This window comes from Streptomyces sp. NPDC127119, assembly GCF_042677425.1.
In the GTDB taxonomy this organism is placed as follows: Bacteria; Actinomycetota; Actinomycetes; order Streptomycetales; family Streptomycetaceae; genus Streptomyces.
Map to the genome: position 1 here is coordinate 61,455 of NZ_JBHXTO010000032.1, position 12,695 is coordinate 74,149.

Genomic DNA, 12,695 nt, shown 5'->3' on the forward strand with positions numbered 1-12,695 from the left:
AAGGCTGTACGCGGGCCTGCGCGGTGCCTGTGCCGAATCTGTACGGGGCCCGTGCGAGGTGGTTCGAGCGGGAAGCGGGAGGGGGGCTGCGCCATGCGGTCGGTCCCGCCGTGGGCGCGTGTCTACGTCGTCTGCACCGCGCTCGCCGCGGCGTACTGCGCCGTGCCGGTGCCGGACACCCGCGCTCCGTGGCAGGCGGTGGCGCTGTTCGCGGTGCTCTGCGCGGCCTGCGAACTGTTCGCCGCGAGCCGCTTCGCGGGCGACGGAGGCCCCGAGGGCGCGGGCGCGTCCGCTGAGACCGGGGCCTCCCTCAGATGGCACACGCCGGTCATGCTCGCCGCCGCCTTCCTGCTGCCACCGCCCGCCGCCGCGCTCGTACCCCTGCCGGGGGCGCTGCTGGCCCGGGTCGAGCAGCGGCCGCGGTGGCTGCGCCGGGTGTGGCGGGCCGCGCAGCTCGCGCTCAGCACCTGGGCGGCCTCGAAGGTCCACTGGTCGCTGGGCGGCCGGGACGCCGTCGTCACGTCCGACTTCCCCTACGCCCTGGCCGCCGCGGGCGCGGCCGTGGTGGCGTTCTGCCTGGTCCTGACCGTGCTCGACGGCGGCATCCTGGCACTCGCCGAACGGGTGCCGGTACGGGCCGCCTGGCGCGGGCTGTTCCTGCGCTCCCTCGCGCCCGTCGCCGTGCACGGGCTCGCCGGACTGATGATGGCGGTGCTCTGGCGCAGCCCGTACGGGCCGGCCGCCGCGCTGCTCGTGCTGCTGCCGATGTACGTGTCGTGGTGGGTGTTCGCCCAGTACCACCGGGAGCGGGCCGCCCACCGGGCCACCATCCGGGCGCTCGTGCAGGCCGTCGACATCAAGGACGGCTACACGCGCGGGCACAGCGAACGGGTGGGACAGGCGTCGATGATGATCGCCCGTGAACTGGGCATGGACGACGAACGGGCCGAGGTGCTCAGGTTCGCCGGCATCCTGCACGACGTGGGCAAACTCGGGGTCCCCACCCGGCTGCTGCGCAAGGACGGGCCGCTGACGCCCGAGGAACGCCGGGTGATCGAGCTGCATCCCGAGTACGGGCACGAGATGGTCCGCGGGATCGGCTTCCTCGGCGAGGCCAGGTCGGCGATCCTCCATCACCACGAACGGCTCGACGGGAGCGGCTACCCGTACGGGCTGAAGGGGGGCCAGATCCCCGAGTTCGCCCGGGTGGTGGCGGTGGCGGACGCCTTCGACGCGATGACGTCGACCCGCTCGTACCGGCGGGCGCGGCCGGTCCCGGTGGCTCTGGAGGAACTGGAGCGATGCGCCGGGGCCCAGTTCGATCCGCGGATGGTGGAGGCCTTCGTACGGGCGCTCGTGAGGCAGGGATGGCATCCCGCGGTGACGGCGGACGAGACAGCGCCGCACGCCGAGCCCCGCCACCCACCGGCTCCACGCCTGCCCACCGCCCCGGAGGCCGGCCGGAGGAGCGACCGGGCGGCGGGCCCCGACCACCGCCGCGGAACCGTCGGCGGGAGCGGGTCCGGCCCATGAGCACGATCAGCGGGGAACCGCTCCCGCCCGCCGCGGGCCGCACCGGACCGCTCCCGCCGGCCGGCGCGGACCCTCCCCGCGTCCCGCTCGCCCTCACGCTCGTACGGGCCGCCGCCGCGCTGGCCGCCGTGGCCGCTCTCGCCGTCACCCTCTGGGGCGGGATCGACGAGCGGGGGGCCGCTCTCGCCTTCGCCGTGCTCATCGGTGCGGGGGAGCTGGCCCGGTGGAGCGGCGCCGAGGAACGTGAGTCGGCGCCGCTGGCCGCCGCCGGGGCCCTCGCCTACGCGCTGCTCGGCGAGAACGCCGGTCACCCCACCCACGACGGGGTCCCGCAGATCGTCGCCGTGGTCACGGCCGCCTCCCTGCTGGGCTGCGTGCCGCACATCGCGAAGGGCCGCGGGCCCACCGCGGACCATCTCACCCGGCGCGTCCTGACCGTCGGGTTCGCCGCGGTCTGCTTCCAGCCCCTCTACAACGAGGGCCGGCTGGCGGAGTGGGCCACCGGGCCCGCGTACGCGGCGCTCGTCGTCGCGCTGCTCCTGCTGACCGCGCTGTGGGACGCCGTGCTGGCCGCGGCCATGGCGCACGCACGGACCCGGTGGCCCTTCGGACCGCTGCTGCGGGACGAGCTGCGCGGCACCCTCGGCATCGGCTCGGCGGTCTGCGCGACCGGGGCCGTGATGGCGCTCGCGGTCGCCGTCGCGGGTCTGTGGGCGCTGCCCGTCTTCTCGCTGCCGCTGCTGCTCACCCAGCTGTCCTTCCGGCGGTACGCGGCCGTACGGACCACCTACCGCCAGACCATCGCCTCCCTCGCCCGGGCGACCGAGATAGCCGGCTACACCCCGGCGGGGCACGCCCGGCGCGTGGCCGCGCTCAGCCGGGCCGTCGGCCGTGAGCTGGGCCTGTCCGGACCCGAACTGACCGTTCTGGAGTACGCGGCGCTGATGCACGACATCGGCCAGCTCTCGCTCGTCGACCCCGTACGCGCCGGGGCCACGGCCGCCCTGGCCCCCGCCGAACAGCGGCGCATCGCCCTGCTCGGCGGCGCGGTGGTCCGCCAGACGGGCGTGGCCGCCGCGGTCGCCGTCGTGGTGGAGCGGCAGGCGGACCCGTACCGGGACCAACCGGTCAGCGCGTCGATCGTCAGGGCCGTCAACGCGTACGAGGAGACAGTCCGGGAAGCAGGCCCCGGTGGGCCGCTCAAGGCGCTGGAGGAGCTGCGGCTGGGCACCGCGCGCGACTACCGGCCCGAGGTCGTCGAGTCGCTGGCCAGGGTGCTGGCGAGAGACGGCCTTACCTTGCCTCTGGTTGGGTAACCCATGGGTAATGAGCGCCCCTCCGCGCGTCCGTGGTTGGATGCGAGGAAGAGGACATCAGGGGGCACAGTCCAGCCCGAGGCTGCACGCTCTTCAACGAACTGGCAGGCGGGAATCGTGAGGATCTTCGGCAAGGGACGGCACCGGCCCTCCGCCTCATGGCGGCAGGCCACCGACCGTGCGTTCACCCTCATCGGCGACGGCCGGTACGAGGACGCGGGGGCGCTGCTGACACGTGCGGCGGACCTGGAACCCTGGCTTTCCGAGTCCTGGTTCAACCTCGCGCTGCTGCACAAGTTCCGGCACGACTGGGAACAGGCGCGGGCGGCCGGTCTGCGGGCCGTGGCGCTGCTCGACCGGGAGACCGGGGCCCCCGATTGGTGGAACGTCGGCATCGCGGCGACCGCCCTGCAGGACTGGCCGCTGGCCCGGCGGGCCTGGCAGGCGTACGGGCTGCGGGTGCCCGGCGGTGCCTCGCGGCCCAGGCCCGGCGCGGGCGCCGGCGCCTCCGGCGAACCGGTGGGCATGGACCTCGGCAGCGCGGCCGTACGGCTGTCGCCCGAGGGCGAGGCCGAGGTCGTGTGGGGGCGGCGGCTCGACCCCGCCCGTATCGAGGTCCTCTCCATCCCGCTGCCGTCCTCCGGGCGGCGCTGGGGCGAAGTGGTCCTGCACGACGGAGTGCCCCACGGGGAGCGGACGACCGCGGCGGGGCACGCGTATCCCGTCTTCGACGAGATCGAGCTGTGGGCGCCCTCGCCGGTGCCCACCTGGGTCGTGCTCCTGGAGGCCGAGACCGAGGACGACCGGGACGCCCTGGAGCGGCTCGCGGCCGACGCGGGGTTCGCGGCGGAGGACTGGTCGTCGTCCGTGCGGCTGCTGTGCCGGATGTGCTCCGAGTCGCGGATGCCGTCCGACGAGGGGGACGGGGAGCATCTCGATCCGCACGATCACAGTGAGCCGGGGCATCCCGGGCCGCTCGGGCACCGGACCGACGGGCAGTTGTGGGTGCCCGAGCGTGAGTGCGGGCTCGCTGCGCCGGCTTCGCTGGTGCGGGGGTTGTTGGACGGGTGGGTCGCCGACAGTCCCGATTCGCGGGACTGGCGTGACCTCGAAGAGGTCTGTTAGCCGGCGGGCGCGGTTGCGCGGTCGCGGGGCTGCGGGGGGTGTTCTTCGGGTGCGGGTCCGCCGTGGCTGGTCGCGCAGTTCCCCGCGCCCCTTGACGGAGCGCCCCTGCGGGGCGGCTCCTGTCAGGGGCGCCCCGTACCCTGTATCCGCATCACAACCCCGTTTTTCCGAGGAAGGCTTACGTCGGTCATGGCGCAGCAGGACACTGAGCAGCAGCACTCCGGGGTGCTCCCCGTGGACGACGAGGGCTTCGTCATCGACACCGAGAGCCAGGAGGAGCGTGAGGCGGCCTACCGCGGGCGCGGGACCTCCCGGCCCATCACGGTCGTCGGGAACCCGGTGCTGCACAAGGAGTGCAGGGACGTCACGGACTTCGGGGACGACCTCGCCCGGCTCGTCGACGACATGTTCGCCAGCCAGCACACCGCCGAGGGCGTGGGCCTGGCCGCGAACCAGGTCGGGGTCGACCTCAAGGTGTTCGTCTACGACTGCCCGGACGACGAGGGCAAGCGGCACACCGGAGTGATCTGCAACCCCGTGCTCGTCGAGCTGCCCGCCGAGCGGCGCCAGCTGGACGAGAGCAACGAGGGCTGCCTGTCGGTGCCGACCGCGTACGCGCCGCTGGCCCGCCCCGACTACGCCGAGGTCACCGGGCAGGACGAGAAGGGCAACCCGATCAAGGTGCGGGGCACGGGCTACTTCGCGCGCTGCCTCCAGCACGAGACGGACCACCTGTACGGGTACCTCTACATCGACCGGCTCTCCAAGCGCGAGCGCAAGGACGCGCTGCGGCAGATGGCCGAGAACGAACCGCGCTACCCCGTCGTCGCGAACGACTGAGAACACCTGCGAACGTCTGCGGACACCTGCGAACGTCTGCGGCACAGAACGGCAGACGGGGCGTGAGCGTCCCGCATCCACGGCGCCTGGTCGGATTCCCTTCCGACCAGGCGCCGTTCGTCTGCGCGTAGCACGTTCGATCCCTTGTGCGCCTGTAATGATCCATATTCAGTCACACATAGGGAGATTCTCGGCATCGTGGGGTAGTGAGCGAAGCAAATCCGTTCCCAGAACGGTCAGTTGTGGTGCTGAATGGGAAGTGCGGGGATACGCAACGGCGCACGCCCGGCACAGCGGGAGGGGCGTGTCGTCAACAGGCGGCTGAGAGGGGTTTGTTCGTGCCTGCTTTCTCACAGAGCACCTCAACGACGTACACCTCGGCCCTCGTTCCACCGGCGCTCTCTCTTCCGGTGATCGAGGCCGAGTTTCCCCGTCAACTCCATCCGTATTGGCCTCGACTCCAGGAGAACACCAGGGCCTGGCTCCTGGAAATGCGCCTCATGTCGGCGGCGAAGGTTGAGGCATATGCCGATGGGCTTTGCTACACCGACCTCATGGCGGGCTTCTACATTGGCGCGCCCGACGAGGTCCTCCAGGCGATAGCGGACTACAGCGCGTGGTTCTTCGTCTGGGACGACCGCCACGACCGTGATGTCATCCACGACCGGCCGGTGGCCTGGCAGCTGCTCAGGACGCGGCTGCACGCGGCCCTCGACTCCCCGAAGGAGCATCTGTACCACCCGGACCCCCTGGTGGCGGGGTTCGCGGACAGCATGGTCCGGCTGTACTCGTTCCTGGGCGAGGGGTGGAACGCGCGGTTCGCCGACCATTTCCACACAGTCATCGAGGCGTACGACCAGGAATTCCGCAACCGTGTGTCGGGCATTGTCCCGACCGTCGAGGAATACCTCGAACTGCGGCGGAACACGTTCGCGCACTGGATCTGGCTCGACCTGCTCGAACCGAGCGCGGAGTACGAACTGCCCGTCGCCGTGCGGGAGAACCCCGCATACCGGAGAGCTGCTCTGCTGTGCCAGGATTTCGCCGCCTGGTACAACGATCTGTGTTCTCTCCCCAAGGAAATCGCGGGCGACGAGGTACACAATCTCGGTATCAGTCTCATTCATCACGAGGGAATGCGACTGGAAGAATCGGTCAAAGAAGTCAGGCGGCGGGTCGAGGAATGCGTCACTGAATTCCTCGACGTCGAACAGGAGGTATTGCGGTACGCGGAAAGGATCGACAACGGGACCGTCCGCGGCGCCGAACTAGCGGCTGCCGTACGGGCGTGCCTGTTCAACATGCGGAATTGGTTCAGCTCCGTGTACTGGTTCCACCACGAGTCGGGACGGTACATGGTCGACAGCTGGGACGACCGCACCACACCCCCGTACGTCAACAACGAAGCGGCAGGTGAGAAATGACCGTCGAGTCGGTACGGTCCGCTGCACACCAAGCGGCAGAACTGTCCACCCCGCCCCTCGCCGGGGGCGGCGTCCCCGGCCTGGGACACGGCCTGAAACTGGTCCGCGACCCGCTGGGTTTCCTCTCCCGGCTGCGCGACCAGGGCGAGGTCGTCCGGCTGAAGCTGGGCCCCAAGACGGTGTACGCCGTCACCACGCCGACCCTCACGGGGGAGCTGGCGCTGAGCCCCGACTTCAAGATCGACGGACCCCTGTGGGAGTCCCTGGAAGGCCTGCTCGGCAAGGAGGGAGTGGCGACCGCCAACGGCTCGCGGCACCGGCGTCAGCGCCGGACGATCCAGCCCGCGTTCCGGCTGGACGCCATCCCCGGCTACGGGCCGATCATGGAGGAGGAGGCGCACGCCCTCGCGGAGCGCTGGCGGCCCGGCGAGACGATCGACTGCACCGCGGAGTCGTTCCGCGTCGCCGTCCGCATCGCCGCCCGCTGCCTGCTGCGCGGCGACTTCATGGACGAGCGGGCCGAGCGGCTGAGCATCGCCCTCGCCACCGTCTTCCGCGGCATGTACCGCCGTATGGTCGTTCCCGCGGGACCGCTCTACCGGCTTCCGCTTCCGGCCAATCGTAAATTCGACCGCGCATTGGCCGATTTGCACCTCCTGGTCGACGAGATCGTGGCGGAGCGCCGTGCATCTGGTCAAAAGCCGGACGATTTGCTGACAGCATTGCTGGAAGCGAAGGACGAGAATGGCGAGCCCATCGGGGAACAGGAGATCCACGACCAGGTGGTCGCGATACTCACCCCCGGAAGCGAAACGGTCGCTTCCACGATCATGTGGCTTCTGCAGGTCCTCGCGGAACACCCGGAACACGCGGACCGTGTACGCGAAGAGGTCGAATCGGTCACCGGTGGCCGGCCTGTCGCATTCGCAGACGTGCGGAAGCTGTCCCACACGAACAATGTCGTCGTCGAGGCCATGCGGTTGCGTCCCGCCGTATGGATATTGACGCGCCGGGCCGTGACCGAAACCGCACTCGGCGGGTATCGCATTCCGGCCGGGGCCGACATCGTCTACAGCCCGTACGCCATACAGCGCGACGCGCGTTCGTACGACGGGCATCTGGAGTTCGACCCCGATCGCTGGCTTCCGGAACGCGCGAAGGACGTGCCGAAGTACGCGATGAGCCCGTTCAGTGTGGGCAACCGGAAGTGCCCGAGCGACCACTTCTCGATGGCCCAGCTCGGGCTCGTCACGGCGGCGGTGGCCTCGCGCTGGCGCCTTGAACAGGTGTCCGAGTCGAACGACACGACCCGCGTCGGCATCACCCTGCGACCGCACCGGCTGCTGCTGAGGGCCGTGCCGCGCTGACCGCTCCGCGCACGTTCAGGCGGCCTGCGGGCCCCTGAACGTGCGCCGGTACGCGTTCGGTGTCGTCCCCAGCGAGCGGACGAACTGATGGCGCAGCGCGGCCGCGGTCCCGAACCCCGTGCGGTCCGCGATGAAGTCCATCGTCTCGTCGGTGGCCTCCAGCAACTCCTGTGCCAGCAGTACCCGTTGGCGCAGCAGCCAGCGGTACGGGGTGGTCCCCGTCTCCTGCTGGAAGCGCCGGGCGAAGGTGCGCGGCGACATGTGCGCGCGGGCGGCGAGCTGTTCGACGGTCACCTCCTCGCCGAGGTGGCCCTCCATCCAGACGAGCACCGCACCGACCGTGTCGCACTGCGAGCGCGGCAGCGGGCGCTCGATGTACTGGGCCTGGCCGCCGTCGCGGTGCGGCGGCACCACCATGCGCCGCGCGATGCTGTTGGCGACCTCGGGGCCCTGCTCCTTGCGGACGATGTGCAGACAGGCGTCGATGCCTGAGGCGGTGCCCGCCGAGGTGATCACCGGGTCCTCGTCCACGTACAGCACGTCCGGCTCGACCTTCGCGAGGGGATGGCGGGCGGCCAGCTTGTCGGCGTGCCGCCAGTGGACCGCGCAGCGCCGCCCGTCGAGCAGTCCGGCCGCGCCGAGCACGAAGACCCCGGAGCAGACGCTCAGCACCTTGGTGCCGCGGTCGGCGGCCCGGACCAGGGCGTCGAGCAGCGCGGGCGGGTAGGTGCGCCCGATGTAGTGGCTCCCGGCGGGCACGACGATGAGGTCGGCCTCCTCCAGCCGGTCCAGCCCGTACGGCGTGGAGAGGGTGAAGCCCGGGACGTGGGTGGCGAGGGTCGGCCCCTCGGCCGAGGCGACCGCGAAGTCGTACACCGGAAGTCCCTCGTCGCTGCGGTCGAGGCCGAACACCTCGCACACGACGCCGAGTTCGAAGGGATGCGCGCCGTCGAGCAGGACGGCGGCCACGTTGGTCAGCATGCTGACAGTGTGCACCCGCTCTGGCAGGAAATCGAGGGTGTGCGGCAGTCCTGCCACTCACGGTAAGGAGTATTCGGCGCGACAGTGGTGTCCATGAACACGACACAGTTGGAAGGCCTGATCGGAATGCTCTTCGTCCTCGGAATCCTCGTCCTGCTCGTCCTCCCCGCGGTGTTCGGCATCGTGCGCGACCGGCGCGTCGACCGTCAGCTCAGGGAGGCCGAACAGGGCCCCGCGCAGGAGCGGGGCCCCGCGGAGGATCAGAAGTCCTCGTCGAGGTCGACCGTCCCCTCCACCGCCACCTGGTACGCCGAGGGCCGGCGCTCGAAGAAGTTGGTCAGCTCCTGAACCCCCTGCAGCTCCATGAAGGAGAAGGGGTTCTCGGAGCCGTACACCGGGGCGAGGCCCAGGCGCTGCAGCCGCTGGTCGGCCACGCACTCCAGGTACTGCCGCATCGACTCGGTGTTCATGCCGGGCAGGCCCTCACCGCACAGGTCGCGCCCGAACTGCAGCTCGGCCTCGACGGCCTCGCGCATCATGTCGGTCACCTGCTGCCGGAGTTCCTCGTCGAAGAGCTCCGGCTCCTCCTTGCGGACCGTGTCCACGACCTCGAAGGCGAAGCTCATGTGCATCGTCTCGTCGCGGAACACCCAGTTGGTGCCGGTCGCCAGGCCGTGCAGCAGGCCCCGGCTGCGGAACCAGTAGACGTACGCGAAGGCCCCGTAGAAGAACAGGCCCTCGATGCACGCGGCGAAGCAGATGAGGTTCAGCAGGAAGCGGCGGCGGTCCGCCTTCGTCTCCAGCCGGTCCAGCTTCTCCACCGAGTCCATCCACTTGAAGCAGAACTCGGCCTTCTCACGGATGGACGGGATGCTCTCGACGGCGTCGAAGGCCGCGGCCCGGTCCGCCGGATCGGGCAGATAGGTGTCGAGCAGCGTCAGATAGAACTGGACGTGCACGGCCTCCTCGAAGAGCTGACGGCTCAGATACAGCCGCGCCTCGGGGGAGTTGATGTGCTTGTAGAGCGTCAGCACCAGGTTGTTCGACACGATCGAGTCGCCCGTCGCGAAGAACGCGACCAGGCGGCCGATCATGTGCTGCTCACCCGGTGACAGCTTCGCCAGGTCGGAGACGTCCGAGTGGAGGTCGACCTCCTCGACGGTCCAGGTGTTCTTGATCGCGTCCCGGTAGCGCTCGTAGAAGTCCGGGTAGCGCATGGGACGCAGGGTCAGTTCGAAGCCGGGGTCGAGCAGGTTCTTCCCGGCCTTCTCGGTCCTCTCGGCCTGCTGGGCCTTCTCCGGTGCGTCAGGTGCGGTGGTCATTACTGGCAGGCCTCGCAGGACTCGGGGTTCTCAAGGGAGCAGGCGACCGCGTCGGGATCGGCGGCCTGCTGGACGGGAATGGTGGTCTCGGGCCGCGCTTCGGGCACGCTCTGCGCCTGGGCGGCGCGGGCGATACGGGTCGCCGGACGCGAACGCAGGTAGTACGTCGTCTTCAGCCCCGACTTCCAGGCGTACGCGTACATCGAGGAGAGCTTGCCGATGGTCGGCGTCTCCAGGAACAGGTTCAGCGACTGGGCCTGGTCCAGGAACGGGGTCCGGGCGGCGGCCATGTCGATGAGACCGCGCTGCGGGATCTCCCAGGCCGTGCGGTACAGGTCGCGCACGTCCTGCGGGACCCAGGTGAAGCCCTGCACCGAGCCGTTGGACTCGCGCAGCGCCTCCCGGGTCTGCGCGTCCCACACGCCGAGCTTCTTCAGCTCGGCCACCAGGTAGGAGTTCACCTGGAGGAACTCGCCGGACAGCGTCTCGCGCTTGAACAGGTTGGAGACCTGCGGCTCGATGCACTCGTACACGCCCGCGATGGACGCGATGGTGGCGGTCGGGGCGATGGCCAGCAGCAGCGAGTTGCGCATGCCGACGGCGGAGATCCGCTCCCGCAGGGCCGCCCAGCGCTCCGGCCAGTTCAGCTCGACGTCGTAGTGGTCCGGGTGCAGCACACCCTGGGCCGTACGGGTCTTCTCCCAGGCGGGCAGCGGGCCGTTGCGCTCGGCGAGGTCGGCGGACGCCTCGTACGAGGCGAGCATGATCCGCTCGGCGATCCGGGTGGAGAGGGCGCGCGCCTGCGGCGAGTCGAACGGCAGCCGCAGCTTGAAGAAGACGTCCTGCAGCCCCATCGCGCCGAGGCCCACCGGACGCCACTTGGCGTTGGAGCGGCCCGCCTGCTCGGTCGGGTAGAAGTTGATGTCGACGACCCGGTCGAGGAAGGTGACGGCGGTCCGGACGGTCGCGTCCAGCCGCTCCCAGTCGATGTCGCCGGCGTCCGCGTCCACGAAGGCGCCGAGGTTGACCGACCCGAGGTTGCAGACCGCGGTCTCGCCGTCGTCCGTGACCTCCAGGATCTCGGTGCACAGGTTCGAGGAGTGGACCGTGTGGCCGGGCAGCGCGGTCTGGTTGGCCGTGCGGTTGGCGGCGTCCTTGAAGGTCATCCAGCCGTTGCCGGTCTGCGCGAGGGTACGCATCATGCGGCCGTACAGATCACGGGCGGGGATGGTCCTCTTGGCGAGCCCGGCGGCCTCGGCCTTGCGGTACGCGGCCTCGAAGTCGGCGCCCCACAGGTCGACCAGCTCGGGCACGTCCGAGGGGGAGAAGAGCGACCAGTCGCGGTCCTCGTTCACGCGGCGCATGAACTCGTCCGGGATCCAGTGCGCGAGGTTCAGGTTGTGCGTACGCCGGGCGTCCTCACCGGTGTTGTCGCGCAGCTCCAGGAACTCCTCGATGTCGGAGTGCCAGGTCTCCAGGTAGACCGCCGCCGCGCCCTTGCGCCGGCCGCCCTGGTTCACCGCGGCGACCGAGGCGTCGAGGGTCTTCAGGAACGGGACGATGCCGTTCGAGTGCCCGTTCGTGCCGCGGATCAGCGAACCGCGCGAACGGATCCGGGAGTACGAGAGCCCGATGCCGCCCGCGTGCTTCGAGAGGCGGGCCACCTGGTGGTAGCGGTCGTAGATGGAGTCCAGCTCGTCCAGCGGGGAGTCGAGGAGGTAGCAGGACGACATCTGCGGGTGGCGCGTACCGGAGTTGAAGAGCGTCGGGGAGGAGGGCAGGTAGTCCAGGCGGCTCATCAGCCGGTACAGGGAGGCCACTTCGTCGAGGGCGCGCGTGGTGTCGTCCTCGGCCAGCCCGCTCGCCACCCGCAGCATGAAGTGCTGGGGCGTCTCGACGACGGACCGTGTGATCGGGTGCCGCAGCAGGTACCGGCTGTGCAGGGTACGCAGGCCGAAGTAGCCGAAGCGGTCGTCGCCCGCCAGGTCGATCAACGTGTCCAGCCGGGCCGCGTGGAGGCGTACGAACGCGGCCGTGCGGTCGGCGATCAGCCCCTCGCGGTGGCCGACGGCGACCGACTCGGAGAAGGAGCGCACGCCCTGCGAGGCGGCCTCCGCGGCGATGGTGACGGTCAGCAGCCGGGCGGCCAGCTTCGAGTAGACCGGGTCCTCGGAGATGAGACCGGCGGCCGACTCCGTGGCCAGCTCACGCAGCTCCGCGATGTCCGCGGCGGCGGACCGGCCGCGCAGCGCGGCGGCGGCGACCCGGCCGGGGTCGGCACCGGGGAGGTCGGCGGTGAAGTCGGTCAGGATCCGCAGCAACGCGGTTCCCGGTCCGTCGGCCTCGGCCCTGTCCTGCTGGTCCCGGGTCGCTGTCGCGGAGACCGGATCGGCTGGCGCGATGGTCACGTGGGGCTCTCCCTCGCTCGGCACGGGGGCCTCGGGGGAGAGGGGTTCGGAGCACACGGGGGTACGCGCTCTGGGCAGCGGTACGCCGCGTCCACCGGCCCACTCCACGAGGCCCGGACGTCATGCACCCGGACCGGATGGCCTGGGCGCGCTGTCGGCAGGTCCTCGGACTGACTCCTGTACGCGACATGCGGGCATATCACGTACAAGTACACCGTTGCGGGACAGTTCCGGATTCGCACCGGATTCCCCTGCGACGACAGCGAGCATGAGCATACATCTTGTGCCGGGCTCCGGAAGCACCCCCACATGTTGTGTCGTGTCGGCTCCGTACGGTGTAAGCGGGGTGGGCTGCGGAGGTGCGGCCTGCCTTCGGGGG

General features: G+C 70.5%; 10 protein-coding genes and 1 riboswitch. Of the genes, 7 read left to right on the forward strand and 3 right to left on the reverse strand.

Going from position 1 to position 12,695, the window contains the following annotated elements; all coding sequences use genetic code 11:
- Positions 1–93 precede the first annotated feature (93 nt).
- The 6 genes from ACFVH5_RS17075 (at position 94) to ACFVH5_RS17100 (ending at position 7,605) form a co-directional block, all read left to right on the forward strand.
- Positions 94–1,533, forward strand: coding sequence for an HD-GYP domain-containing protein (locus ACFVH5_RS17075; RefSeq protein ID WP_385834478.1), 1,440 nt, complete (start codon positions 94–96; stop codon positions 1,531–1,533).
- The gene (locus ACFVH5_RS17080) at positions 1,530–2,849 is read left to right on the forward strand and encodes an HD-GYP domain-containing protein (protein WP_385834479.1); all 1,320 of its coding nucleotides are present in this window, start codon (positions 1,530–1,532) and stop codon (positions 2,847–2,849) included. Before ACFVH5_RS17075 ends, ACFVH5_RS17080 begins: the two co-directional genes overlap by 4 nt.
- A gap of 117 nt (positions 2,850–2,966) precedes the next feature.
- The gene (locus tag ACFVH5_RS17085; protein ID WP_210889908.1) at positions 2,967–3,974 is read left to right on the forward strand and encodes a hypothetical protein; all 1,008 of its coding nucleotides are present in this window, start codon (positions 2,967–2,969) and stop codon (positions 3,972–3,974) included.
- A 189-nt stretch (positions 3,975–4,163) separates the two neighbouring features.
- Complete coding sequence (gene def, locus ACFVH5_RS17090) at positions 4,164–4,814, forward strand: peptide deformylase (protein ID WP_385834480.1); 651 nt, start codon at positions 4,164–4,166, stop codon at positions 4,812–4,814.
- 338 nt (positions 4,815–5,152) lie between these two features.
- Entirely contained in the window at positions 5,153–6,238 is a 1,086-nt protein-coding gene (gene cyc1 / locus ACFVH5_RS17095; protein ID WP_385834487.1) for an epi-isozizaene synthase, read from the forward strand.
- Positions 6,235–7,605, forward strand: a complete 1,371-nt coding sequence (locus ACFVH5_RS17100) for a cytochrome P450 (RefSeq protein ID WP_385834481.1) — start codon at positions 6,235–6,237, stop codon at positions 7,603–7,605. Before cyc1 ends, ACFVH5_RS17100 begins: the two co-directional genes overlap by 4 nt.
- Before the next feature lie 15 nt (positions 7,606–7,620).
- Here ACFVH5_RS17100 and ACFVH5_RS17105 read toward each other — a convergent pair whose 3' ends face one another.
- A complete protein-coding gene (locus ACFVH5_RS17105; RefSeq protein WP_385834482.1) occupies positions 7,621–8,586 on the reverse strand; it encodes a helix-turn-helix domain-containing protein in 966 nt (321 codons plus the stop codon).
- A gap of 93 nt (positions 8,587–8,679) precedes the next feature.
- Here ACFVH5_RS17105 and ACFVH5_RS17110 point away from each other — a divergent pair, with 93 nt between their 5' ends.
- A complete protein-coding gene (locus ACFVH5_RS17110; RefSeq protein ID WP_385834483.1) occupies positions 8,680–8,934 on the forward strand; it encodes a hypothetical protein in 255 nt (84 codons plus the stop codon).
- Here the strand turns inward: ACFVH5_RS17110 and ACFVH5_RS17115 are convergent.
- Positions 8,847–9,803 carry a ribonucleotide-diphosphate reductase subunit beta gene (locus ACFVH5_RS17115; protein WP_248781688.1) on the reverse strand — a complete coding sequence of 319 codons (957 nt, stop codon included), beginning with the start codon at positions 9,801–9,803 and terminating at the stop codon, positions 8,847–8,849. The genes ACFVH5_RS17110 and ACFVH5_RS17115 overlap by 88 nt on opposite strands.
- 104 nt (positions 9,804–9,907) lie before the next feature.
- A complete protein-coding gene (locus ACFVH5_RS17120; RefSeq protein ID WP_385834484.1) occupies positions 9,908–12,316 on the reverse strand; it encodes a ribonucleoside-diphosphate reductase subunit alpha in 2,409 nt (802 codons plus the stop codon).
- 138 nt (positions 12,317–12,454) lie between these two features.
- Positions 12,455–12,622: riboswitch (cobalamin riboswitch) on the reverse strand.
- Positions 12,623–12,695 lie beyond the last annotated feature (73 nt).

Bases quoted from the DNA above. Each gene is read 5' to 3' on its own strand.
- ACFVH5_RS17075 (WP_385834478.1), top strand. From the start codon at position 94: ATGCGGTCGGTCCCGCCGTGGGCGCGTGTCTACGTCGTCTGCACCGCG.
- ACFVH5_RS17080 (WP_385834479.1), top strand. From the start codon at position 1,530: ATGAGCACGATCAGCGGGGAACCGCTCCCGCCCGCCGCGGGCCGCACC.
- def (WP_385834480.1), top strand. From the start codon at position 4,164: ATGGCGCAGCAGGACACTGAGCAGCAGCACTCCGGGGTGCTCCCCGTG.
- ACFVH5_RS17100 (WP_385834481.1), top strand. From the start codon at position 6,235: ATGACCGTCGAGTCGGTACGGTCCGCTGCACACCAAGCGGCAGAACTG.
- ACFVH5_RS17105 (WP_385834482.1), bottom strand. From the start codon at position 8,586: ATGCTGACCAACGTGGCCGCCGTCCTGCTCGACGGCGCGCATCCCTTC.
- ACFVH5_RS17110 (WP_385834483.1), top strand. From the start codon at position 8,680: ATGAACACGACACAGTTGGAAGGCCTGATCGGAATGCTCTTCGTCCTC.
- ACFVH5_RS17115 (WP_248781688.1), bottom strand. From the start codon at position 9,803: ATGCGCTACCCGGACTTCTACGAGCGCTACCGGGACGCGATCAAGAAC.